This is a genomic window from Rubritalea tangerina, from assembly GCF_042683245.1.
Lineage (GTDB): Bacteria > Verrucomicrobiota > Verrucomicrobiia > Verrucomicrobiales > Akkermansiaceae > Rubritalea > Rubritalea tangerina.
In genome coordinates this window covers 54,220-77,702 of the sequence record NZ_JBHUJB010000047.1, presented here as the reverse complement: position 1 = coordinate 77,702, position 23,483 = coordinate 54,220, and the positions used below count along the sequence as shown (strand labels likewise).

Sequence of the window (23,483 nt, the reverse complement as noted above, 5' to 3'; positions counted from 1 at the left end):
CAAGCCTATCCGACTTTTCCTGACTACTTTAAAACACCGAAAAACCGCTTAAGTCCGTGCCATTCATCCCTGTCCCAGAATTGACCATTCCACGCTCCACTTGGGAAACCAACAACTGATAGCAATGAGGAAAAATATAAGAAGAAACAAGCAACACGCATGCTATATACCTGACCTGATTCATAAAACCTTACAAGCATGAAAAGATCCTCAACATTGTGGATGATACAAACTTTCAAGATCGAGCTGACAAAAGAGTCCCCACTCCCACATATTACTAAGCTGCACCAAACATTTCAGCCCGCTTCCCCCCGCCAGAATCATCCCATTTCTAGAGCACATCTCCACAGCCACGATCCAGCCCCCCTAGCTGCTCCTAGCTGCCACCTTCCCCCTGATTGCCTCCCACTCCACACATCTCCGCCGCTCATTCCTGCGAACCTGATCATCCCTACCGACAGCACACACAGCTTTGTAATTATCGGCATTCTCTTCGTGTTAGCCGTCATTTTTGATAATGCAGTTGATAGCTCATTCCAAGTATCTGCCCCCAGTGAACTCGGCGTAAACTCTGGAAGTGACTGTGGTTCTAGCTGCGACAATGACACTAACGATCGCGCATTTCCCTCCATCGCTGACAAAGCTTTCCCATCTAAGCCCTTGCACATCATGGACACATGGGATAAAGCCGCGACATGCCAGTTGCAACACCACAACAATACGCAGAAATGCTGGATGCTGCTCAGAAGGGCGGCTACGCATACCCAGCTATCAACATCACATCACTTACCACTGCCAACGGTGCCCTCAAGGCATTCGCTGAAGCAGGCTCTGATGGTATCATCCAAGTTTCCACTGGCGGCGGCGCCTTCGCCTCCGGTACAGCCGTGAAAGACGAAGCATACGGTGCGATCGTCCTCGCTGAAGCCGTACACCGCCTCGCTGAAAAGTACGACATCCTCGTCGCTCTTCACACCGACCACTGCCACCCACAAAAAGTCGATAGCTTCCTTCGTCCACTCCTCGACGAATCCCGTAAGCGCATCGCTGAAGGCAAAGGCCCACTCTTCCAGTCCCACATGTTCGACGGCTCCGTTGTCGAACTCGACGAAAACCTCGAAATCTCTAAAGGCCTCCTCAAAGAATGTGCCGAACTCGGTATCATCCTCGAAATCGAAGCTGGCTGCGTAGGGGGTGAAGAAGACGGTCACGACACATCTGGCCTCCCAGCTGAAAAACTTTATACCTCACCTGAAGAAATGCTTCAGGTCTACGAAGAACTGAACGGCCTCGGCCGCTTCATGTTCGCTGCCACTTTCGGCAACGTCCACGGCGCATACAAGCCAGGTTCCGTAAAGCTCAAACCAACCATCCTCCGCGACGGCCAAAAAGTAGTGACCGACAAATACGGTGCTGAGGCTGAAATGGACCTCGTCTTCCACGGCGGCTCTGGCTCCACACTCGAAGAAATTCGCGAAACTCTCGAGTACGGCGTCGTCAAAATGAACATCGATACTGACACCCAGTACGCGTTCACCCGCCCAGTCGTGAGCCACATCTGCCAAAACATCGAAGGCGTCCTCAAGATCGATGGTGAAGTCGGTAATAAAAAGACCTATGACCCACGCGCTTACCTCAAGCTCGGTGAACAAGGCCTCTGTGAGCGCATGAAAGAAGCATGTGACGACCTCCTCTCCACAGGAAAGTCCATCTACAAAAAGTAAGCTCACAATACTATCAGCAGTGCCCAGTTCCTAACTGAACCACTGCCTTGAATATTTATTAGCCCCATTCGGTGACTCGCCGAATGGGGCTTTTTCGTGCAACCGAACAAATATCCTCTCAAAATCCCCACTCCAATCAATTGCGTGCTTCCCAGATCAAATAAAAGCTCAAACCATTTAGTACAGAAATGAAGCCCTCCCCCATGAGAGATTCCGTTTGCATGTTCTCTCACATCCGGCTTCGCTTAAGCCATGTCTGAAGCCACGGCATTCCACGAAGCCGGTCATGCTGTCATGGCCCTCCTGATGGGGCGCACGATCCAAAAAGTAAGCATCGTGCCCTCTCAAAATAGACTCGGTGCCGTCACCATGCAAAAAGGACGAGCAAAGCAAGTCCAAGACAAATTAGAGGCCGAAATGCTCATCCTCCTCGCAGGGATGGCCGCAGAAGCTCGCATCACCGGAAAATACAATCTCGTAGGTGCCAGCCAAGACCTCCAAATGGTTGAAAAACTTGCCCTCTCACGTGCTGGCAATCCTAAACAAGCCAACAAACTCATCCAAAAAACCCTAGATAAAACACAGCACTTGCTCTCACAAAAAGCAACTTGGTCCGCCGTCAAAAACATCGCAAAGGAATTGCTAGAGCATGCATCCATCAGTGGCCGAGCTGCACGCCACCACCTAGAAGAAGCTCAAAAGAAACACCCCTAGAGCGCTTTGCGAGAAGGCAGTATTGCATTGGCTAACAACAAACCAATCACCAGCGAAATGAACGTTAGAAACGCTTCGTGCATGCTCGTCACTTTGCCCAACATATTTTGACCTGTGATCCAAGAATCCAAAACCATATAGGAAGCACTCCCCGGAACCAACACAATCAACCCCTGAGTGAGAACGATCGAAGCAGGCCGGTTCGTACGGTTCGCAAAACCATTTGAAAAAGTTCCCACGACAAATGCTCCTAAAAACATCCCCGCCGCCACACCTAAATTACCGCTCGCCCATTGAGCTGTGCTAAAACCTAATAAGGAAGCTGCCAAACACCAAGCTGCTAGCTTCGGCCTAATATTAAATATCAATGTCAGAGAAAGGGACAAAAATACCACCAATGGCATCGTCTTCCATTCAGGTAATAACATGACACCCTCAGTTTCAAAAGCTCCTGATAGTGGTAAAATAATGCTGATGACTCCCACCCCTAACAACGCACCTACATAGAGCTTACAGAGCCCCATCAAGGCGTGCACCAACTTTGAAGTCCCAGAAACCAAGGCCCTCTCAGCAATTTCACTCAAAGCCACTGTCAGTGATAAACCCGGAATAAAAGCGATCACTGACGATAATACCACTAGAGGCACATTCATCACAAATCCCATCCATCCCAACACCGCCGCACACACTCCTGCCACGATAGAAACGATGATCTCTATCACTGGCTCCAAGCGCTGCGACTTCCCACCAATTTGAGCTAACAAAAACACCAAAAGGGAGATCCCCCCAGCTGCAATACAATCAGAGAGCACCACTGTAAATAACCCCGCAAAGCTCACACTCAATACCCCCCATGCCACCGCTTGCATCCACTTCCCATAATAGCTCTGCTGTGGGTCTAATGCGCGAAATGCCACACACATTTCCTCAAAGTCCAATTCATGCGACTCAAAGCGATTCACCAAGGCATCAATAATTTCTAACCTGCCTAAATCACCATCGCTCGGCTCAATCCTCTCAATTTGCACCCGCTGCTCAGTCGGGTCGTCCAAACAATAACAAAATGTAAACGAAGTTGGGGTAGATAAGAACGTTCCATGCACCTCCAATAACGCACATAAACTCTTCAGGTGACGCTCAATCCTCTGACTCGTCGCCCCACAGGCATGCAAACTCAGTCCCACTTCGGAGACAAAGCGTGTCCTCGCTATGTAAGTATCCTGATTCATGTCCCATAAGTACCACCCACCCCTCTGGATGGATAAAGCTGCACAAATCTCTCTATAGCCGCTCTCTACCAAGAATGAAGCAAAAAGCTAACGAGACTCACCCACTGATCCCCCCAGAACCTATCGCCTAAGGAATGAATGACCTATGTTTGAATTTCACAACTCTAGGCACAGGACTTCACACCCCCAGCGCCTACGCAGCTCTCACTTTTCTCCCCCTCGTGAGCTAAGCTCAACCTTCTCAGATTCACCATACTCCACAGTAAAGCTGTAATACCCAGCACTCCGATCACCCACGTGTAGTGATCAAAGAATTGCACGCGGCTTTTCGTTTCTAACACCCCACTAATAGCTGTCAGCCCAATCGAACCCAAATACCCCACCCCGTCAAATAGCATGATCGCAAATACCGCATTTCCTGGAGACTTCGTCAGAGCCACGATCCTTTCAAACAAGATACAGTTGAAGGGGATGTAACATAAGTACGCTCCCACCCCTGTCAGCATCATCCATACCATAGGGCTCACCGTTCCACTCTGCCGCAGCACTGTCACCACCACGCACATCACTAAGCCCAAAACCATCACCGACATCGACGCCCTCAAGGCATTTAAATGATTCCGAAACAGTATCAGCAAACCAGTTACCACAATCACAAAAAATGCCACCCTGCGCTCAACAACCGAAAAGATATCCGTCGACCCCTCTCCCAACTCAATGAGAAGATCAGCCTGAAAATTATCCCGGTAATCTCGGTATGCTGTCAGCATAAAATACACCAAAGCCAGAGGCACCAAAACTCTAGAGCAACTTCTCAAAAAATGCCTGCATTCCTCCCCACTCATCGCATGCCGCTCACTACGCGCAGCGATATCCTCCGCGCTTGGCTTCGGCAAACGGGTCAGCAAATACGCCGCCAAACCAAACGGGATAAGATAAAACACCCCTAACGCAAATGGCATCCATAGCGCATTGCCACCACTCCATTGCTGAAACCAACTTTCACCTAACAACCACTTACCTGCCGACTTCACATCCCCACTAGCCACAATAAACGAACAACATAACCCCGCCATTAAGAACTCAGAAGCATTCCTCCCCTCTAATGGGCGCATCACCATCCCCCATACCATCCCAAGTGACAAGCCATTGAAAAATAAACAGACGATCGCCCACTCCATCGGCAACAACGCCATCATCCATAAACTCAGTAAAGCCCCCACAATACACCCCAATAATCCCTGAAACACATTCTCGCGATGCAACCCCGAACACAAACGAGTCCCAATAAACTTTGCCGCCGTATAACCCAATATCTGAGAAATCACCACCACCTCCTTCAAGCCCATACCTAACCACTCCATATCATACTCCAATACGGAGAATGGCTTGCGAAATGCATACATGCAGTAATACGTCAAAAATGCCGCCATCACTGCCAATCCATTCCACAAAATTGCACGATTTATTATCATTTGTGATATTAACCAACATGGAAACGCCTCCCAAAACCACAACATTGTGACAACAGCGTGACATCCACATAACCAAACCTCACCCGATCTAACATAACACACAGAGCCTAGGCTGCCAGCATTGCTCCCATACAACAAGTTCCTGATTGACCCCTCTACCCCTTCTCCACTTTACTAGTAGATCATGGAAATGACTTCTCCGGAAAAGCCCTACTCGGCTCCCACCAGCAACCCCAGTCTGGTGAGTAAAGAAGGCATTTCGGAGCAGGTGATCGAACAACTAAGACTCACCAGAGGGTGGGTGCTCTTCATCGCCGGCCTCGGCTACCTCGCCTGCTGCCTGACTTCCTTATCCGGCCTCTTCATGCTTCTAGGGCTCCCAGGCCTCAAAGAAAACCTGCAACTGAGCGTCCCTGATAACCTCACTGCTATGGGGGCCCTCTACATCACTCTCGGCCTACTCTACCTCTTCCCTTGCATCAAACTACACAAATACAGCAAAGCCATCAAAAGACTCATCGAGACAGAATCATCTCTCGATCTTGCTGCAGCCCTAGATCAACAACGTAGCTTCTGGAAGTTCTGTGGAATCCTAGCCATCCTCATGATCTTACTCTACCTCAGTGTCCTGATATTCGCAGGCTTCCTCCTCAGTAAAGCCGAATTCAGCATCCTTCAGCCACTCTAATACCAATGAGCAAAAGTTTCTGGTGGTATTTTCGAGCTGATTTTGCCGTTTCTCAAGGAATGAGAAAGAAGTGGTGCGTCCACCATGACCGACGAATGACACAGAGAAACGGCAAAAGCAGCCGAAACTCCTAAACGATGGCGTAGCCCAATCCATAACCTAACAATCATAAATACTACCAGAAAATTTTGTGAGTTGGTATAATACCATTGATCGAAACCGAATGGTCGGAATGAGCTTACATAGTAGCAAGGCTGAGTGAAGGAGTCCCGCACGTGCGGGACAACTGAATGACAACGATGACATTAGGGATGATAATCCGATTCGTTCTAAAGTCGCGCAGCCCAAACTTCACAAGACATAGCCACACTCCATACGTCTATTCCGAATCGAGAGAGGGTAGAACCCCGCATCACTGTAGAGCTTTCTCTAGGTCTTGCTTCGTCCATTCTGGAGTCTTCGGTCCTGCAGCATCACGCTCAGGACCTCGATTCACAAAGCTCGTGAAACTATCCTTCATTGTCACGTAAAGAAACATCGTCAGAAGCAATGCCACAAAGCTCGACTGTACCACCTCCAGTACTTTCGTATTCAGAGGCTTCTTACGCACCGCTTCCATCACTGCCATGGTGATGTGCCCACCATCCAACACTGGGAATGGTAAAAGGTTAAAGATCGCCAAGTTGACGTTAAATAGAACCCAGAAATACAACATGTGCCTGAATGGGTATTCACTATTCAAGATGTGCCATTTCACCTTCCCAATCCCCACTGGCCCCGATAAATGCTGAGGTCCAATGCTGGAATCTTTAGAAACCAATGCATCAATGGTCACTGCCATCATGCGACTCGTCGCTGAAATCTGCTCCCATGGCCCCGGATAAATCAACTCAGTCTTACGAGGATCTTGAAAACGCATACCGATCATCGGCATCGGATCCTTAGCTGGATTGAGCTTAAACCCATTGCTCGGTACCAAAGGCTTCGTTTTGATGTGAATTTCCTTATCACCTCGCAACACAACAACGTCCAATAGTTGCTCCTTAGCTTCACTCAGCATCTTCTGGAATTGAACCGTGCTGTAGATCTTCTCTCCATCCACACTCAAAATCTTATCGCCCGGCTCATACCCAAAAAATTCAGCAGGCCCCCCCTTGATGAGGCTTTCAACAATCACATCCGATGCCGGCGCAACCCCAATCTGACGTACCCCGTCACGCTTTGTGAAATTGCTCGCCTCTTCCACATGGAAACCTGTCACGATATCCATCTCCCCGACTCCCGGACGGTCCACAGTCAATGTAATCTTATCTCCCTTACTGAAAACCACACGCTCAGTAATAGAATCCAAACTTCCTCCAAAACCTCTCACGTCCTCACCATTGATCTTTAAAATCGTATCGCCCACCTGCAAACCTGCCTTCGCTGCCGGCATCTCTGGTGCCACATAACCCACCGTCTGCGTATCAATCAAATCCTTCGGCTTCCCAACCTGCCAAATCACCAACGCCGCAGCTAAAGCCAATAAAAAACTGAACAAGGGTCCCGCAAATGCCACGATAATCTTATCCAATGGCGTAATCGGTGGCAATGGCTTCTCACGCTGGCTGTTATCCCCCTCAATCGCCTCCATCGGCGCCATCTGAGGCAATGCCACAAATCCACCCGCAGGAATCGACCCTAAACCATACTGAACCCCATTGATCGTCTTCTTCCATATCGGCTTTCCAAACCATATCTGAAACCTCTCAACCTCTAGCCCACGCCACCGCGCCGCTAAAAAATGTCCCAACTCATGAACAAAAATAATGACGTTGAAACTGAAAATGACCGCTAGCAATATCCCGAGGCCCTTGAGAATTTCCATGAATGTATCCATAAGTGTGAAGCTGAATCTACGCGCATTGCCACCAATGACAAGTGGATACCTAGATTTCCTCCATCACTGAGTTGACTCGCTAGATATTTAAGCCATGATGTAAATATGGCATTCCGTATTGAAAAGGCGATAGTAAGAGGCTGGATCGACAATACCACTCCTGGAATGACCCGAGGCGGCCTCGAAATCAAGGGCATGGAGCGCCCCGTAAAAATCCTGCTCCGTGGCAATTGCTGGCGCGATCTCGCCGGTACACGCATCGATTTTGTCAACCCCCACCCAGAAGAACAGGCCGATGTCCTCGAACACTTCCACGGCTTCCAAAGAGGCGTTATCGGTGACATGACCGCTTCAAAAAAAATCAAAGCCCCTCTCGTCACCCCCGATGAAATAGAAGAATTCGAGCTCCAACCCGAAGATATCGCCTTCGGCTGGAAAAATGCCCTCTGCCTAGAATGGTATTCCCTCGTCAACGGCCGCGTCATGCTCGAAACCACCAATTACGAAATCCAAATTTCAACCCACCAGTGGGAACTAGACGAAGAAGGTGAACGCAAACAACGCCAAGAAAATGCTCTCGCCATGGAGCATTTCATGGAACTCATGCTCACCGCCTCAGAAGCCCAATCTGAAGTCAAAGAAATCGAAGGGGAAGTCGACGAATTTGAATGGGAAAAACGCCTCCGCGTCCGCGACACCCTTGAGGAAGCTGCTTGGTTCCTTGGTGAAGGCCCTTCAGACGCTGAAGTGGAAACCTACGAGGTCGAAGAAGTCAGCATCAATGGCCGCGAACCCATCGTCCAACACGCCATCCTCACCCAAACCAAGGCTCTCGACCTCCTCGGTGACGCCATCCTCGATCAAGGCCCGCGCAGCGATCTCGCTCTCGCCACAGCTTACATCTTCGATGCCGTTGACGAGACTTGGCCAGAGAAACCTCTCGAGCTCGAAAATGGCTACATCCTTGCCGTGCTCAAGCGCGTATTAGAAGCCTGTAATAGTGCCGTCGCCGCATGCAACACCCTCTCCATGGAGGATGATAAATTCGAAGACCTCCGGACGCATATCTTCCACCTGCGCGACCTCATCATCGACAAGTCCCACTCCCTGCGAGACGCCGATGATTCCTCAAACTAGCGAGCTAATATCACCTGCTGCACCAATGCTTTCGACACTAAATGCCCTCCCAACAAGGGAGTTAGGCCTCGTCGAGTTCTTCCCGTAAGGTGTCGAAAACTTTATGCGAAAAATACCGCTCCATCCGGTCGGGAAATACCGTCACCACAGTGGCCCCTTCTGGTAAATCTTTAGCCGCTTCCACTGCAGCCGCATAGTTCAACCCCGATGATGGCCCCACAGGAAATCCCTTCTTCCACAATTCTTGAGTCACGTCCAAGCACCGCGTGTCATCCACTACCACCTCACGCAAATTCTCCGCCCCCTCACTCTCCCGCCACTCAGCATACAGCTTCGAGCACCCGTCTATCACCCCAGGAACATCTTTCGAAAATTGCAGAGAACAACATTCCACATTCGACGTAAAATCCCCCTCTGCACAACGCGGAATCGCCGCCACTGGCTGCGTAGAACAACCAGCCTTCGTGAGACCCTCATGCATCCCCACCAAACTCCCACCTGTGCCAATCCCAGACACTACTGCATCCACATTCGCATCAGGTAATTGCGCCATAATCTCGTGCGCCGTGAATAATTCATGACTCTCCGCATTGTCGGGATTCTCAAATTGCTGCGTGAAAAATGCCCCCTCGCGCTCCGCATACTCAGACGCTAACGCAATCACCTCAGGCATCGTACCCGATACCTTGCGCACCTCACCCCCATACGCCTTAATCATCAACGCACGCTCATTCGTCGCTGTCGATGGTATGAATGCCAAAAACCTCAGGCCCATCTGTGCACAACACAAAGCCAATGCGATCGATGTCGACCCCGAAGAGGCTTCCACAACTAAATCTCCCTCCTCAATGATACCTAATCGCCATGCCTTCTCTAACATGTGACGCGCGATCCGATCCTTCGTAGATCCACTCGGGTTGAGAAACTCTAACTTGCACCAAATCTCTGGATCCGTTTCACCCAGCTGGACCGGAACCAATGCAGTTGGCTCAGTCTCATGCAAGTAGCGGTGGCGCGGAAGTTTCTTCATACGCCCACATAGCACACCCCACTCCCGGCTAAAGCGAATTAGGTGAAGATTCTGTAACCTAAAAGGCCACACTTTCCCCCCAGCTATCCCTAAAAAAATGACGCCTGACCCCTCTCAGGATCAGGCGCAAATCAAAAGATTCTTAGCGTAAAATTACTTACTCAGATGCTCACAAAGCTGAAGGATCTGGTCATTCAACTCCACCTTAGTGCTGTTGACTGTCTCAATATCTTCCGTACCAAGAACGCCATCCTTGTAGATCATAATCTTGTTAGTATTCCCAGCCTGGAGTGAGTCTACTGCTGCTACAGCAAACTTGTATGCCATAATACGGTCGCGCACAGTCGGTGATCCACCACGTTGCACGTGACCTAATACCGTCAAGCGCGCTTCCATGTTCAAGTTCACCTTGATCCAACGCGTCAAGTATTCAGCCATGTTGGTGCCCTCAGCAACAATCGCTAAGATATACCCACGGCCATCTTTCATGTCCTTGCGCAAACGCTCACCAATCGCATCAAGGTCATACTCAAGCTCAGGTACAATGCAAATTTCAGCTCCGCTTGAGAGCGCACTCACCATCGCCAAATACCCACAGTGACGACCCATTGTCTCAATCACAAAGGCACGACTAAAAGAAGTGGCAGTGTCACGAATCGAATCAATGCTGTCACGAATCATGTTCAGCGCAGTATCCACTCCCAAACAGTAATCCGTACCTGGAATGTCATTGTCAATCGTCGCAGGAATCCCAGCAAAGGGCACCCCGAAATCAGCGTAAAATTGGTTTAATGCTGCAAAAGAACCGTCCCCACCAATCACAATCAACTTGTTGATCCCAAGCTTCTGCAAATTGTCATACGCTTGCTTGCGATACTCGTACTCGAAAAATCGCTTCGAACGTGATGAACGTAAAACTGTCCCCCCACGGTGAAGAATGCCTGACACATCCTCACGTGTCGCTTCTGCGATGTCTCCGTCAATCATGCCGCGAAGGCCATTGCGAATCAAAAATGGCTTTAGCCCCTGCTTGATTGAATAATCTACAGCACTCTTCACTGCTGGATTCATTCCGGCGGCATCTCCGCCAGATGTCATAATTGCGATACCTTCCATGTGTGTTGAAAATTGATGTGGTGAATGGTGAACCTCTCAGGTTCGATGCATTCCTATAAGGGTTTGCCCAGAATTGCAAGTAGTCCGACTATAGAAATTTCCCCCATGACAGGATTAATCCCATTCATCTCACCAAGCGATTGAACGACTGATCTAGAACTACTTGCCAAACCGATAATGCCCTACGATCTCATGATCTAACAATGCATTATCCCACTGCGTCCCCTCACCTTGATTGTGCACCACCCAGCGCTCTTCATAGCGAGAGCCTGGACCGGGAACCACAATCCCGATATGCGTATCTCCATTCGGTAAACGCCACGCCACCAAATCCCCAACATGATAATCCGACGGAATCCGTGACACGGGTATCTCCAAACCATTCCTCACAAAGAAACGCTGAAGGTTCGGAATCCGCCTGTGATCAATATTCGTATCAGTCTCTTTTTGCCCCCATAATTGCGGGTAAAGCCTGAAGTTCTCACGCATGTCCTCATGCACCAATTGCTGCAAATCTATCCCAACACCACGGTAACTGCGTACCAAAACATCAGCTCCCACACCCTTACCCTCAGGCACATCACCCATCGGATAAGAAATCGTATAGTATGCACCATCGTAACTACTCGGCACCTGAGTACGCTGCAGCGCTGCCCCCGCTAATCGATCCCCAAAACGCTCACTCCCCACTAACTGAGAAATTAACACGCTCGCCTTGTCCTCCGTCGCCACATCTTGCTGGGTCTTCACGTAATCCGCAAATGTCGGCCAAGCAAAGTAGGACACAAAGAGCCCAGACATCAGTAGAATAACCCAACCGCCTAATACCGGTTTGCGTTTCTTTTTTTGGGGGATCGGGCCAATGTATTCGATCGGTGTCATTGAATGACTTCGGTAGGTTGTTTGAACCTATGCAACTGCCCCCATAGGCAAGTTACACATTGATAAAGATACGTTGACTTTGTTTCAATCTTTTTCATCTAACATTATTAATTTTTACCTTTGCGCCTCCCTCCCACCCACATACTTTACCTAAGCTATGAAAATCCTTTCCTTCGGAGCATCCACCAGCTCCACCTCCATCAATCGCCAACTCGCAAATCACGCCGCGTCCCTGTTCTCTGGTGCCGAAATCACCGAACTCGACCTAAGAAGTTATAGCTTGCCCATCTACTCCTCAGATGAAGAGGAAACCAATGGAATCCCAGATGATGCCAAGCGCTTTCTCGAAGCCATCCGCAACCATGACCTCATTGTCGTATCCCTAGCAGAACATAATGGCTCGTACTCTGCCGCTTTCAAAAACCTCTACGATTGGACATCGCGCGCCGAACAAAAACTTTGGTCAGATAAAACCATGCTCTTGCTCTCCACATCGCCAGGCCCACGCGGTGCCGCCACCGTCATGGAATCTGCGAAAGCGACATTCCCACGCATGGGAGCTCAGCTTGCCGCCACATTCTCACTCCCCTCCTTCTATGACAATTTTAGCAACGGAGAAATCACGAATCCAACATTGGCGCAGGAACTAAAAACCGCTATAGCCTCCATCTAACATGAAATTATTCAGAATCCTCAGTATCGCTGCCCTCGCACTAGGCGCACTCACCCTCGGAACCAGCTGTAGTTCCACAGTCGGCATCGGCAATAGCTCCAACGCCTTCGTCTCCACCGAAATCAACAATAGCTCACGCTCCAAAGTAAACTCGGCCATTAAATCCGTTTTCCAAGAAGAAGGCTTCGCACTCATCTCCCAAGGTGCCAATGATTACCGCTTCCAAAAATGGGGCGGCACCTCTACCGAAGTCATCTACGGCTCATGGTTCACTGATGGCGTAGCCATCGAACCCGAAGTAGAAATCGTCACCCTCGGCAACAATAACTATGTCGTCCTGTGCGATGTCTATATGCGCGAACACAGCGGCTCCAGCCTCGATGCCAATTGGAGACTCATGGGAAGTGGAAAAATCGCCTACAACGGCCTCATGAAAAAAATCAAGAAACGCGCTGAAGCAAAATAACCCCCCAGCTCCCCCCCCCACTCTCAAAACATGACGGCCAATGGTACCCACCATTGGCCAATTTGTTTCTTCTTCCTACTGTGGTGTCCACAGAAAGACCCGTGCCAGATAGTATGCAATCACTCAAACTACCTGGCTCGCAGACCTAATTAGGCTAAACCAGCACGCTCTAACAATGGAGTGAGCTCCGGGTCTCTTCCCATGAAAGCTCGGTAGGACTCATCCACTGGCCGCGAATTCCCACGCGCCAATACTTCATTCCGGAAACTCATCCCAGTCTCCTCATTCAAAATACCCTCCTCCTGGAAGCGGGTGAATGCATCAGCATCTAATACCTCTGCCCACTTGTATGAATAATACCCAGAAGCATAGGCTACCGGACCTGAGAATAAATGAGAGAATCGTCGTGCCATCGTCGGGGACTCAGTAGCCAATGGTGCTTTGTATTCTGCTAAGACTTCCTTGTCCACCTCATCCAAGTCCTTCCCCTTGTGCTCGGTGTAATGAAGATGCAGCTCTAGATCCAACTTGCCCAGCGCTAGCTGACGCATGAACCCAGTCGCACTCATGTAATTCTTCGCTGCTAGCATCTTCTGAAATAAATCCTCAGGAATACATTCCCCAGTCTCATAATGACGCGCAAACATGTCTAGTGACTCACGGTCCCAACAAAAATTCTCCATAATCTGAGAGGGTAACTCAACAAAGTCCCACGGAACATTCGTCCCAGACAGTGACTTCACTTCCACATCACCTAACAGATGGTGCAGCAAGTGGCCGAATTCATGGAAAATAGTTTCAACTTCACGGTGATCTAACAATGCCGGCTTGTCTCCAACCGGTTTCGTCATATTGCCAATCATCAAGCCCAAGTGAGGCTCGCGCGCACCACCTTCAGAACACGGTCCACCAGTCTTTAGAGAATTCATCCACGCCCCACCTCGCTTGGTTGGCCGTGGGTGCCAGTCAGCGTAGAACGACCCAAGCAACTCCCCACTCTTCGCATCGTGAATGTCATAGAACTTACATTCCTCATGCCACACCTGAACCTTCCCCTCCTCATCCTTTCCAAACACCGCATCACGCTCCCCAATCTCAATGCCAAATAACTTTGAAGTAATAGAGAACATCCCTTCCATGACCGAATCCACCGGGAAATAAGGGCGCAATACCTCGTCATCAAAATCATATTCCTCCTTGCGGCGCTTCTCCGCCCAATAACCCGTCTCCCATGGCTCTAATGGCCCAGATTCACCCCCCACCTTAGAAGCCTTATAAGCCTCCAATGCTCGCGTCTCCTCCTTAAACTTCTCCTCAATACGCTGATGAAGCCCCTCAGTAAATTCTAACGCAGCCTTGCCATTCTTCGCCATGCGACGCTGAAGGATCAAATCAGGAAATGATTCCTGACCTAAAATCTCAGCCTTGCGCTGACGTAATTCCAATACCTCCCATATCAAATCCGTGTTGTCGTAGACACCATCACGCCCAATCGTGCAATTCGCCTCCCAGATCTCCTTACGCAAACTCTCGTCGTCAGCATGCTGCAACACTGGCCCCATCGATGGGTACTGCAAGGTGAACCTCCACCTCGGATCATCCTCAGATCCATGACCATTCTGCAAGGCATCCAATCGCGCCGCTTCCTTCACCATCTCAGGTAATCCTAACAAACGATTCTCGTCGTGAATCACAACATCCCATGCATTCGTAGAATCTAACACATTCTCAGAAAACTTCTTTGTCTTCTGCGAAAGAGCCGCATCAATCTCCGCAACCTCTTGCTTCTGCGCATCCTCAAGATTCGCGCCCGATTGAATAAAATCAGCACAAGTCTCCTCTACAAAACGCTTCTGTACAGGGCTGAGATCCTGCGCATCCGCACTTTCTGAATAGGCCTTCAGTGCCTTCCAAATCTTCGAATCCAACGAAATCTGAGAGTAAAATGCCGAAACCTGTGGCAGCATCGCATTCATCGCAGCACGTTGCTCAGGATTATCATTCACACTATCCAAATGACTCAATCTCCCCCAACCCCGCTCAAGCTCCTCCGCTGCCGACTCTAAAGCCCCAAATGTAGTCGCGTAACTCAACTCACTATCCCCTACTTCTCGAATCGCTTCCAAGCGCTGCTCCGCAAGCTCCAAGGCCTGCTTGATGTCCGTCTCAATGTGCTCAGGGGTCAATGTCGACCAGCGAATGTGATAATCGTCAGCTAAAAATGGATATTGCATAATCGTTTCAGTCAATTGCTATTCGCTCACTAAAGCCGCTCCTCCCCATTTGTCACTTAGGAAGATTAGAAAAATCACCCACATGACCAAAGCACATACCTTTTCCCATAGAATAAGCCTAAGCCAAGGATTGGCACAGATCTTGCTCTTCCCTCGACCAAACCTTCCAATCACCTCATCCCACACCTCTCTCCTGTGACAGTCATGTCAGCCATATCAACTTTCCCTAAGCCCCATTCCTCCTAAGTTTCTAACCCTCATATGTGACGAAAAAATCGTACCGATTACCGACTCTATATTTGAATCCTCTACCCTCATTTGTTACCCAATACCTAAAGACCATGAGCAAATCCCATCCTAACAACAAGAAGCCCGACTTATCTAACAAAAGAAAATCTCGCATCCTTGTTGTCACCCCGGAAATCACCTATCTTCCGTCGGGTATGGGAAACCTCGATCAGCGCATGAGCGCCAAAGCCGGCGGCATGGCTGATGTCTCAGCTTCTCTCGTCAAAGCCCTCTACGAACAAGGTGCTGACGTCCACGTCGCCATCCCCAATTACCGCAAGATGTTCCACACCGATATGAAGGAAATCTTCGATCGCGAAGTCGAACGCATCTCAAGCGCCCTCCCTGAAAAACGCATCCACCTCGCCGAGGACCGTATCTTCTACCGCCGCAGCAAAGTCTACGACCTCGCCGAAAACCACAACACCGCCCTCGCGTTCCAACGCGAAGTCATCAACAATATCATCCCCCGCGTCCAACCTGACCTCATCCACTGCAATGACTGGATGACCGGACTCATCCCAGCCGCTGCCAAACGACTCGGAATCCCCTGCCTCTTTACCTGCCACAATATCCACTCCGAACGCCTCACCATGGCGCATATCGAAGATAAAGGCATCGATGCCGCAGACTTCTGGCATAATCTCTACTTCACCGAACGACCAGATTCCTACGAAGAAGCTCGCGACTCAAAACCCGTAGACCTCCTCGCCACTGGCATCTTCGCCTCTGACCACGTCAACTCCGTCTCCACAACCTTCCTCTACGAAGTCGTTGAAGGCAAACACAGCTTCGTCCCCGACGCCATCCGCCGTGAACTTGCTAACAAAGTATACGCCGGCTGTGCCTCAGGCATTCTCAATGCCCCCGATGAATCGCTCAAACCATACTCTGACCCCTACCTCGAACACCACTTCAACGCCGACAACTTCCAAGAAGGTAAAGCAATCAATAAAGCACTCCTTCAGAAAAAAACCGGCCTGAAACAAAACCCCGATGCCCCCATCCTCTTCTGGCCCTCCCGCCTAGACCCAATGCAGAAAGGATGCCAGCTCCTCGCGGATATCATGTACCAAACCGTCGCTGACTATTCGGAACTCGGACTCCAAGTCGTCATCGTCGCCAGCGGCTCCTTCTCCCAACACTTTAAAGATATCGTCGCCCTCCATGGCCTCGAAGGTACCGTCGCCGTCTGCGACTTCGATGAAGGCCTCTCACGCCTCGCATATGCAGGCTCTGACTTCATGCTCATGCCCTCGCGCTTCGAACCTTGCGGCCTTCCACAAATGGTTGCCCCTAAATACGGCTCCATCCCCATCGTGCACGATACCGGCGGCATCCACGATACCATCCACCACATGCACTACGATGGTAAACTCGGCAATGGCTTCCGCTTCGAACACTATAGCCCAACAGGATTGCGCTGGGCCATCGACGAAGCACTCAAATTCTATCAGTGGGATGACGATACCAAAAAAAGCGCCATCAAACGCATCATGAAAGAAAGCGACGAATTCTTTAACCACCAAACCACTGCCGCCGCTTACATCGAACGCTATGAAAAAATCCTCGGCCGCGAAGTCGTCGAAACTCTCCATAATGTCTAGACGCTGTGGAGCCAGAGAAGTCCTGTTTCATCATTGCGAAAGGTAATTTTTCTGATCAATAAAGTCCTGAATAGACATTCCGGACTACCGAAGAACAATGGTGATCAGAAAATAACCAGAGCCTCATTTAAGAAGCAACTAACAGGAGCCATTGCCTCATCCTAATATCAAACAAGGATGTTGAGGACTTCGCTCACACCACACTAGACCATCGGCCTATACGAGCAACCGCTACATCGCCTTCTCGTACAACAAGAGTGGATCAACAGGTACTTTTTCCATGCACACCCGATCCACTAAATCCTCCCACACCTCGTGACCACTCAGGATATCTACCTCAATCCTTAAAAAATATACCTCCACATCCATCTCTGCTGGCTTGGGAAACCTCACCGCATCCTTCTCAGTCGTGACAATCACATCAGCGTCACGCCTCACACAGCGACGCATGAAACGATCCACATCCTTCTGCGTAAACGAGTGGTGGTCCGCAAATGTCCGGTGAAATAACACGTTTGCTCCGTAATCTGTTAACTTCTCCTCAAAACTCTCAGGCACTGCTATCCCACTGATCGCCGCCACATACTTGCCCGATAAAAATTCCAAAGGCAACTTCTCACCAGTAAAAACATTCTCCAAATGCTGAGGCCCGTGCGTACACTCAATAATCTCAGCCACCGGATTATATCTCCGAATCTTATCTATCAGCTCTTGATTCCCAGCCTGGTAACACTTCGTGATAAAAATATAATCAGCACGACACAAATTCTTTGGCGGCTCCCTCAATGTGCCTCGCGGTAAAATCGCCCCAGTGCCAAAAGGTGAATTGAAATCCACCAAAACGATGTCCAGTGAATGCGCTATGTTTAGAAATTGCATTCCATCATCTAACAGGAGGAGGTCGCAGTCTAATTCCTCAATCGCAAACTTCCCACCTTTCACACGATCTTTGTCCACCACCACTGATACCCCATCCAAATTCTTTGCCAACATATAGGGCTCATCACCCGCATACTGAACGTCCAGCTCTAAGCCCTCGCCGGCACTCACTAACTTCGGCATCTCCTCCTCATCCACTAGTTCTCCGGTCGCTTTCCGTTTCCACTCCTGTGGCTCCTCGAGCTTCTTTGACTTATAACCTCTAGATAAAATCGCCACCTTCCTCCCCCTATCCCTCAAGGTCTTGGAAAAAAGCTCCACTACCGGCGTCTTGCCCGTCCCCCCAACAGTAATATTCCCGATGCTGATCACAGTCGTCCCCAAGTACGCCTGATCCTTAAAACCCGTGCGAAAAAGCCTCAGCCTCAACATCACCCCACCTCGATATAACCATGAAAAACCTCGAAGAACACAACGCATCAATGACGCGCGAAACCCCTTCGCACGCCCAAAAATGACATCCTCACCCCACTGTTCCAGATCTTCTAAATTCTCCTTCATCGGCCAGCACCGCCAGCATCACCCATCACCTAACGCACAACAAGCACCATTTCTCAGACCCACACCCACACCCTCACTCATTCCCCACAACACCCTCAATCTAAAACACTTCGTTACAAAATATTCACCCTCATCCTTCATTTAACCATTGATCTCACCCCGCGTAACAGTCTATTACTTTAGATGAGTGAAGTATTTATAAGGCTATGAAAGTGAATCCCATCCACGAAAAATGCGTTCTCGTCCTGAACCGCCAATGGCAGGCGATCTCTATCATCTCACCCGCCGACGCCTTCGCACACATGGCCACCGATAATGCCGACGGTCTAGACATCGAAGCAAAAGACACGATGAGCCCCACCCCCATGACAGCCTGGATGCAGCTTCCAGTAAGACCTCATGACCGCACCATCGGAACCGCCAATGGCGCCATCCGTGTCCCTACCGTCATCGTCCTTAAAGACTTCGCCAAAGTCCCCATCTTCACCCCCAAATTCTCACTCAAAAACCTCTGGGTCCGCGATCAAGGCCAATGCCAATACTCAGGACGAATGCTCAAAGCCAGCGAAGCCAGTATCGACCATATCATCCCACAATCTCGTGGAGGTGCCACCTCCTGGGAAAATTGTGTCCTGGCAGAACGAAAACTGAACTCAGATAAAGGAGCGCGCACACCCGCCGAAGCCGGCCTCAAACTTATCAAACGCCCCATCGCTCCAAAACCAGTCCCCGTCACCCTCACCCTCAAAAACCACCTCGGTATCCCTGACTGGGACCACTTCTTGATCTCACCTGCCGCCTAACACACTCTCAGGCATCGCTCAGCGGCTCCCAAAACTGGCGCAACTTGACACTTGAAAGTTCCCCTGCCCAGCACAACACTGCGCCCATGAAACTGAGCGCCATCCTTCTCACTTCCATCACTATTTGTTCCCTCTGCTCCTGCAATACCTTCGTAGGTATCGGACGTGACTTCAAAAGCCTCGGCCAAGGGGTTGAAAACAAAGCTTACGGGAAAACTTGGAAAGGCCAACCCCGCGCACAGAACTCTCAACAGCAAGCCCCACAACAGGCTACTGTCCCACAAACTACCGTGCCTAAGCCATAGCCCAAGCACCCACTCTTAATTCTCGCTTCTTTTCACACCACCATGCGCATTCTTACTGGCCTACAGCCCAGCGGCAAACTCCACATCGGTAACTACTTCGGCGCCATGCAGCCCGCCGTCCAACTCCAGGACCAAGGCGATGCCTTCTACTTCCTCGCCGACTACCACGCCATGACCTCCATGAGCGATGCCGACACCCTCCGCGATAATGTCCAAAACCTCGCTATCGATTTCCTCGCCTGCGGACTCGATCCACAAAAAGCAACCATCTTCCGCCAAAGCGATATCCCAGAAGTCAACGAACTCGCCTGGATCCTCTCCACAGTCTGCCCCATGGGCCTCCTTGAACGCTGCCATTCCTACAAAGATAAAGTAGCCAAAGGCCTCTCCGCTAACCACGCCCTCTTCGCCTACCCAGCCCTCATGGCTGCAGACATCCTGCTCTACGACGCAAACCTCGTCCCAGTAGGCAAAGACCAAAAACAACACCTCGAAGTCACTCGTGACCTCGCACAAAAAATTAACGACAAATTCGGCCCCGACACCCTCGTCATCCCCGAAGCACAAATCCGTGAAGATACCGCCGTCGTTCCTGGTACCGATGGCCAAAAAATGAGCAAAAGCTACGATAACACCATCCCCCTCACCGGTGGTAAAAAAGCCATACGCAAAACCATCATGCGTATCGTCACCGACTCCACTCCCGTCGAAGATCCAAAACCAACCGAAGGATCTAACGTCATCGCTCTCTACAAACTCTTCGCCGATGAAACCGCTATCAACCAAATGATCGCCGAACACGAAGCAGGCGGCTTCGGCTACGGACACTTTAAACAAACCCTCTTCGATGCCTACTGGGAATACTTCTCAGAAGTCCGCGCCAAACGCGAGGAGTTAGAAAATAACCTCGACTACGTCAACCAAGTCATCGCTACAGGTGCCGAACGCGCCCGCCAAGAATCTACCATAGTGCTCGACCGCGTCCGCAAAGCCGTCGGCCTGCGCTAACCCACACACAATCCAATCATGGGAATTTTCAAAAACTACCACAATTCCTCCCGTGATCAAAAGCAACTCGGCGGTTGCGGAGGAGTCGCCTTCGGACTCTTCTGGACCGCCTTCAGTAGCATTTTTGTCATCGTTGGCCTCTACGCCAGCTTCAGCGGTGTCAAGCAATCCCAGTGGCCCACTGCAGAATGCGCACTCCAGGAATTCTCCATCGATGCTAAACGCAATGCCGATCCACCATTCCAACCAAAGGTGCATTTCACCTACCAATGGAATGGACAAGAATACTCCAGCTCTAAAGTCTGGGCAGATAAACAAGGCGAGGATGATTATCAAGACCTAACAGATTTACTCGAGGCTCACCGCAACGAAGAACTTACCACCTGCTTCGTAAACCCAGATAACCCAAGCGAAGCCGTACTCCTGCATGAAGAAGAATCTATCTGGTTCGGTATCGCCTTTGCCCTTTTCGGGCTCTTCTTTGTCCTCATAGGTGTCGGCATCCTCGTCACCTCCTTGCGTGGCTCGAAATCTAAGAAACAAGCCCTCTCCTCAAAGAAAAATGAAGAAGCAGGCAAAGCGATTCTCATCCCATTTTTCGGCATCTTTGCCCTCGCCGGGCTCGCCGTACTAATATTCTTTGTCCTGCCCATGTGGCAAAAGTACCTCTCTGCTAAATCCTGGGAACCCACCTCTGCCACCGTCATCTGGAGTACTGTACGCTCACACTCAGATAGTGATGGCACCACCTATAGCCCAGACATCTTCTATCGCTACCAATACAATGGCCACACCTACCAATCCAACTCCGTCGGCCTCATGGGTGGTAGCTCCAGCGGTAGAGATTCAAAACAAGAACTCGTCAATGCCTACCCGAGGAAACACGAATTTACATGTTTCGTGAACCCTAACAACCCTTACCAAGCCCTCATCCAACGCGATATCGGCTGGTGGGCTGCCTTCACTCTCTTCCCTCTTCCCTTCATCGCCGTCGGCTTCGGAGGACTCATCTACACATTTAAAAAACAAAAATCTAAGAAGACCAAGGTCAGCCACGCCAATGCCAAACACTTCCACCAAACCACCTCTGCCCACTCTCAAGAATTTCGCCCTACTAAAAAACGCCTCGGCTGGATTCTCGGAGCTTTTCTTATCGCCGCATTCTGGAACGGCATCGTCTCAGTCTTCTTCCTAGATGTCTGGAACACTTGGCAAAAAGGTGACCCAGATTGGTTCCTCACCCTCTTCCTCACCCCATTCGTGCTCGTCGGCCTCGGCATGATCCTCCACTTCTTCTATCGAATCATGGCTGCGTGCAATGCCGCTCCCACCCTCACCCTGAAGCCAGCTTCCATCACCCTCGATACCCCCGCTCGCCTCTACTGGAAAACCCTCCGAGGGGAACATAAAGTGGCCCAGTTCCAAATCTACCTCATCGGTGAAGAAGAGGCTCGCTACCAACGCGGTACCAACACCGTCACCGACACTTCCATCTTCCACGAGTCCTTGCTCACCGAAACCTCAGACCCCAGAAAAATCCGCCGAGGCGAAATCGAAATCATCCTCCCTCAGGATACCATGCCCAGCTGGGAAGGATCTAACAATGCAATCAAGTGGTACCTCCGCGTCCGTGGAGACATCAAACTCTGGCCAGACATCAAAGATGATTACCTCATCACCGTCCTCCCACCTCACACTCCCGAATCCTAGGCATGAGCAACGCACTTAGTATCTCACTCACCCATACATCCGACTCCTACCTGCCTGGCGACACCCTCCACGGCCAAATCCATTGGCCAAACGCCACGGCCCCCTCCCAAAAAGTCGCCGTCCGCCTCTTCTGGTTCACCGAAGGCAGAGGCTCCCAAGATCTCGAAATCATCGACGAACTCCAACTCACCCTCTCCCCACACAGCCCTACTGAATTTCATTTCACCCTCCCCCACTTCCCATTCAGCTTCTCGGGTAAGCTCATCTCCCTCCAGTGGGCCGTAGAAGCCATCTCCTTGCCTGATGAATCCCACACCTCACGCCACCCCTTCTGTTTGAGCCCAACTAAGGATGAAATCAACCTCACCCGCGTAGAGTCTGCCCAGACCCAACAATCAAAAAAATGGAGCAACCGAAAATAGGGCACACCAAGAATCCTCATTTGCCTCTTTTGAAGTGCGATTTGGTACAACATGCTGAAAGCTCAAAATAACCCCTTTCGAACCTCTCGCCAACGCGATCTCCTCCCCTACGACCCCACACTCCACGGCGACTCATGGCAGCAGATTTTCCAGCGATGGAAGTCTCTCGGCCAACATGTCTCCATCAGTGCCCCTCACGGTGCCGGCAAAACCACCTTCCTCGATGCCTTCGAAACCTACCTCAATGCTAAAGGTTTCCCCACTCTTCGCATCACCCTCCACACTCATTCCCCAAAAATCTCCCGCCAAACCTTCCAACATATCAAAGCAAACCTCCATGCCACCATCATCCTCGATGGAGAAGAACAACTCAATCCATTCCAAAAAATCAAATTCCGCAGAATAAGCAAATCTGCCGTTGGCTCCATCCTTACCAATCACCACACCCATCCCCATCCCTCATTGCTCACACTCACCCCCTCACTTCCCTTGTTGGAACACTGCGTCTCCACCCTAGCTCCCGAGCACTTCTCGACCCTCAAACCATACTTGCCCCATTGGTTTCAACAACATCAACAAAATATTCGTCACGTGTTGTTAGAATGCTACGACTTCCTCTCCAGCACTGACTAAATGACGACACACAGCCAGTG

Annotated in this window: 21 protein-coding genes; 13 read left to right on the top strand and 8 right to left on the bottom strand. The window is 50.3% G+C overall.

The genetic code is table 11. The features are described from left to right. Nucleotides 1-695 precede the first annotated feature (695 nt). Nucleotides 696-1,724 carry a class II fructose-bisphosphate aldolase gene (fbaA, locus tag ACFSW8_RS11940; protein WP_377087551.1) on the top strand — a complete coding sequence of 343 codons (1,029 nt, stop codon included), beginning with the start codon at nt 696-698 and terminating at the stop codon, nt 1,722-1,724. 252 nt (nt 1,725-1,976) lie between these two features. Then, nucleotides 1,977-2,438 (top strand): M50 family metallopeptidase, encoded by a 462-nt coding sequence (locus ACFSW8_RS11935; RefSeq protein ID WP_377178330.1) that lies wholly within the window; start codon nt 1,977-1,979, stop codon nt 2,436-2,438. Here ACFSW8_RS11935 and ACFSW8_RS11930 read toward each other — a convergent pair. Continuing rightward, complete coding sequence (locus ACFSW8_RS11930) at nt 2,435-3,667, bottom strand: threonine/serine exporter family protein (RefSeq protein ID WP_377178328.1); 1,233 nt, start codon at nt 3,665-3,667, stop codon at nt 2,435-2,437. The two genes, ACFSW8_RS11935 and ACFSW8_RS11930, sit on opposite strands and share 4 nt — an antisense overlap. Before the next feature lie 164 nt (nt 3,668-3,831). Next, nucleotides 3,832-5,142: a DUF5690 family protein gene (locus ACFSW8_RS11925; protein ID WP_377178326.1), complete on the bottom strand. Its 1,311-nt coding sequence runs from the start codon at nt 5,140-5,142 to the stop codon at nt 3,832-3,834. A 190-nt stretch (nt 5,143-5,332) separates the two neighbouring features. Here ACFSW8_RS11925 and ACFSW8_RS11920 point away from each other — a divergent pair, with 190 nt between their 5' ends. Next, nucleotides 5,333-5,830: a DUF5362 family protein gene (locus ACFSW8_RS11920; protein ID WP_377087556.1), complete on the top strand. Its 498-nt coding sequence runs from the start codon at nt 5,333-5,335 to the stop codon at nt 5,828-5,830. 412 nt (nt 5,831-6,242) lie between these two features. Here the strand turns inward: ACFSW8_RS11920 and rseP are convergent, their stop codons facing one another. Next, nucleotides 6,243-7,697 carry an RIP metalloprotease RseP gene (gene rseP / locus ACFSW8_RS11915; RefSeq protein WP_377087560.1) on the bottom strand — a complete coding sequence of 485 codons (1,455 nt, stop codon included), beginning with the start codon at nt 7,695-7,697 and terminating at the stop codon, nt 6,243-6,245. A gap of 117 nt (nt 7,698-7,814) precedes the next feature. On the opposite strand from rseP, the gene ACFSW8_RS11910 reads away from it, so the two are divergent. Continuing rightward, entirely contained in the window at nt 7,815-8,846 is a 1,032-nt protein-coding gene (locus ACFSW8_RS11910; protein WP_377087564.1) for a hypothetical protein, read from the top strand. A 61-nt stretch (nt 8,847-8,907) separates the two neighbouring features. On the opposite strand, the gene ACFSW8_RS11905 is transcribed toward ACFSW8_RS11910, so the two are convergent. From ACFSW8_RS11905 to ACFSW8_RS11895, 3 genes are all read right to left on the bottom strand, one after another. Continuing rightward, nucleotides 8,908-9,876: a PLP-dependent cysteine synthase family protein gene (locus ACFSW8_RS11905; protein WP_377087565.1), complete on the bottom strand. Its 969-nt coding sequence runs from the start codon at nt 9,874-9,876 to the stop codon at nt 8,908-8,910. A gap of 153 nt (nt 9,877-10,029) precedes the next feature. Then, nucleotides 10,030-10,992 (bottom strand): 6-phosphofructokinase, encoded by a 963-nt coding sequence (locus ACFSW8_RS11900; RefSeq protein ID WP_377178324.1) that lies wholly within the window; start codon nt 10,990-10,992, stop codon nt 10,030-10,032. A gap of 159 nt (nt 10,993-11,151) precedes the next feature. Continuing rightward, nucleotides 11,152-11,874, bottom strand: coding sequence for a DUF1287 domain-containing protein (locus ACFSW8_RS11895; RefSeq protein ID WP_377087567.1), 723 nt, complete (start codon nt 11,872-11,874; stop codon nt 11,152-11,154). A 157-nt stretch (nt 11,875-12,031) separates the two neighbouring features. On the opposite strand from ACFSW8_RS11895, the gene ACFSW8_RS11890 reads away from it, so the two are divergent. Both ACFSW8_RS11890 and ACFSW8_RS11885 read left to right on the top strand, forming a co-directional pair. Further along, nucleotides 12,032-12,547: an NADPH-dependent FMN reductase gene (locus tag ACFSW8_RS11890; protein ID WP_377087568.1), complete on the top strand. Its 516-nt coding sequence runs from the start codon at nt 12,032-12,034 to the stop codon at nt 12,545-12,547. Nucleotide 12,548: 1 nt separating this feature from the next. Then, on the top strand, nt 12,549-13,013 hold the full coding sequence (locus tag ACFSW8_RS11885) for a hypothetical protein (RefSeq protein ID WP_377087570.1): 465 nt from the start codon (nt 12,549-12,551) through the stop codon (nt 13,011-13,013). 149 nt (nt 13,014-13,162) lie between these two features. Here ACFSW8_RS11885 and ACFSW8_RS11880 read toward each other — a convergent pair whose 3' ends face one another. Then, nucleotides 13,163-15,247 (bottom strand): M3 family metallopeptidase, encoded by a 2,085-nt coding sequence (locus tag ACFSW8_RS11880; protein ID WP_377087573.1) that lies wholly within the window; start codon nt 15,245-15,247, stop codon nt 13,163-13,165. A gap of 341 nt (nt 15,248-15,588) precedes the next feature. Between ACFSW8_RS11880 and ACFSW8_RS11875 the strand changes: the two genes are divergently transcribed. After that, a complete protein-coding gene (locus ACFSW8_RS11875) occupies nt 15,589-17,142 on the top strand; it encodes a glycogen synthase (protein WP_377178322.1) in 1,554 nt (517 codons plus the stop codon). A 231-nt stretch (nt 17,143-17,373) separates the two neighbouring features. On the opposite strand, the gene lpxK is transcribed toward ACFSW8_RS11875, so the two are convergent. Further along, the gene (gene lpxK / locus ACFSW8_RS11870) at nt 17,374-18,582 is read right to left on the bottom strand and encodes a tetraacyldisaccharide 4'-kinase (RefSeq protein WP_377087579.1); all 1,209 of its coding nucleotides are present in this window, start codon (nt 18,580-18,582) and stop codon (nt 17,374-17,376) included. 206 nt (nt 18,583-18,788) lie between these two features. Between lpxK and ACFSW8_RS11865 the strand changes: the two genes are divergently transcribed. The 6 genes from ACFSW8_RS11865 to ACFSW8_RS11840 all read left to right on the top strand — a co-directional run bounded on the left by ACFSW8_RS11865 (nt 18,789) and on the right by ACFSW8_RS11840 (nt 23,463). Beyond that, nucleotides 18,789-19,385, top strand: a complete 597-nt coding sequence (locus ACFSW8_RS11865; RefSeq protein WP_377087582.1) for an HNH endonuclease — start codon at nt 18,789-18,791, stop codon at nt 19,383-19,385. Between the two features lie 86 nt (nt 19,386-19,471). Beyond that, nucleotides 19,472-19,690 carry a hypothetical protein gene (locus ACFSW8_RS11860; RefSeq protein WP_377178320.1) on the top strand — a complete coding sequence of 73 codons (219 nt, stop codon included), beginning with the start codon at nt 19,472-19,474 and terminating at the stop codon, nt 19,688-19,690. Nucleotides 19,691-19,732: 42 nt separating this feature from the next. After that, nucleotides 19,733-20,698, top strand: coding sequence for a tryptophan--tRNA ligase (trpS, locus tag ACFSW8_RS11855; protein ID WP_377087585.1), 966 nt, complete (start codon nt 19,733-19,735; stop codon nt 20,696-20,698). An 18-nt stretch (nt 20,699-20,716) separates the two neighbouring features. Next, on the top strand, nt 20,717-22,408 hold the full coding sequence (locus ACFSW8_RS11850) for a DUF3592 domain-containing protein (RefSeq protein ID WP_377087586.1): 1,692 nt from the start codon (nt 20,717-20,719) through the stop codon (nt 22,406-22,408). 2 nt (nt 22,409-22,410) lie between these two features. Next, entirely contained in the window at nt 22,411-22,830 is a 420-nt protein-coding gene (locus tag ACFSW8_RS11845; RefSeq protein WP_377087588.1) for a hypothetical protein, read from the top strand. A gap of 51 nt (nt 22,831-22,881) precedes the next feature. Beyond that, nucleotides 22,882-23,463: an ATP-binding protein gene (locus ACFSW8_RS11840; RefSeq protein WP_377087589.1), complete on the top strand. Its 582-nt coding sequence runs from the start codon at nt 22,882-22,884 to the stop codon at nt 23,461-23,463. Nucleotides 23,464-23,483: the final 20 nt, after the last annotated feature.

Bases quoted from the DNA above. Each gene is read 5' to 3' on its own strand.
- ACFSW8_RS11850 (WP_377087586.1), top strand. From the start codon at position 20,717: ATGGGAATTTTCAAAAACTACCACAATTCCTCCCGTGATCAAAAGCAA.
- ACFSW8_RS11900 (WP_377178324.1), bottom strand. From the start codon at position 10,992: ATGGAAGGTATCGCAATTATGACATCTGGCGGAGATGCCGCCGGAATG.
- ACFSW8_RS11890 (WP_377087568.1), top strand. From the start codon at position 12,032: ATGAAAATCCTTTCCTTCGGAGCATCCACCAGCTCCACCTCCATCAAT.
- rseP (WP_377087560.1), bottom strand. From the start codon at position 7,697: ATGGAAATTCTCAAGGGCCTCGGGATATTGCTAGCGGTCATTTTCAGT.
- trpS (WP_377087585.1), top strand. From the start codon at position 19,733: ATGCGCATTCTTACTGGCCTACAGCCCAGCGGCAAACTCCACATCGGT.
- ACFSW8_RS11865 (WP_377087582.1), top strand. From the start codon at position 18,789: ATGAAAGTGAATCCCATCCACGAAAAATGCGTTCTCGTCCTGAACCGC.
- ACFSW8_RS11895 (WP_377087567.1), bottom strand. From the start codon at position 11,874: ATGACACCGATCGAATACATTGGCCCGATCCCCCAAAAAAAGAAACGC.
- ACFSW8_RS11840 (WP_377087589.1), top strand. From the start codon at position 22,882: ATGCTGAAAGCTCAAAATAACCCCTTTCGAACCTCTCGCCAACGCGAT.
- ACFSW8_RS11845 (WP_377087588.1), top strand. From the start codon at position 22,411: ATGAGCAACGCACTTAGTATCTCACTCACCCATACATCCGACTCCTAC.
- ACFSW8_RS11880 (WP_377087573.1), bottom strand. From the start codon at position 15,247: ATGCAATATCCATTTTTAGCTGACGATTATCACATTCGCTGGTCGACA.
- lpxK (WP_377087579.1), bottom strand. From the start codon at position 18,582: ATGAAGGAGAATTTAGAAGATCTGGAACAGTGGGGTGAGGATGTCATT.
- ACFSW8_RS11925 (WP_377178326.1), bottom strand. From the start codon at position 5,142: ATGATAATAAATCGTGCAATTTTGTGGAATGGATTGGCAGTGATGGCG.
- ACFSW8_RS11935 (WP_377178330.1), top strand. From the start codon at position 1,977: ATGTCTGAAGCCACGGCATTCCACGAAGCCGGTCATGCTGTCATGGCC.
- ACFSW8_RS11920 (WP_377087556.1), top strand. From the start codon at position 5,333: ATGACTTCTCCGGAAAAGCCCTACTCGGCTCCCACCAGCAACCCCAGT.
- ACFSW8_RS11860 (WP_377178320.1), top strand. From the start codon at position 19,472: ATGAAACTGAGCGCCATCCTTCTCACTTCCATCACTATTTGTTCCCTC.
- ACFSW8_RS11930 (WP_377178328.1), bottom strand. From the start codon at position 3,667: ATGAATCAGGATACTTACATAGCGAGGACACGCTTTGTCTCCGAAGTG.
- ACFSW8_RS11875 (WP_377178322.1), top strand. From the start codon at position 15,589: ATGAGCAAATCCCATCCTAACAACAAGAAGCCCGACTTATCTAACAAA.
- ACFSW8_RS11910 (WP_377087564.1), top strand. From the start codon at position 7,815: ATGGCATTCCGTATTGAAAAGGCGATAGTAAGAGGCTGGATCGACAAT.
- ACFSW8_RS11905 (WP_377087565.1), bottom strand. From the start codon at position 9,876: ATGAAGAAACTTCCGCGCCACCGCTACTTGCATGAGACTGAGCCAACT.
- ACFSW8_RS11885 (WP_377087570.1), top strand. From the start codon at position 12,549: ATGAAATTATTCAGAATCCTCAGTATCGCTGCCCTCGCACTAGGCGCA.
- fbaA (WP_377087551.1), top strand. From the start codon at position 696: ATGCCAGTTGCAACACCACAACAATACGCAGAAATGCTGGATGCTGCT.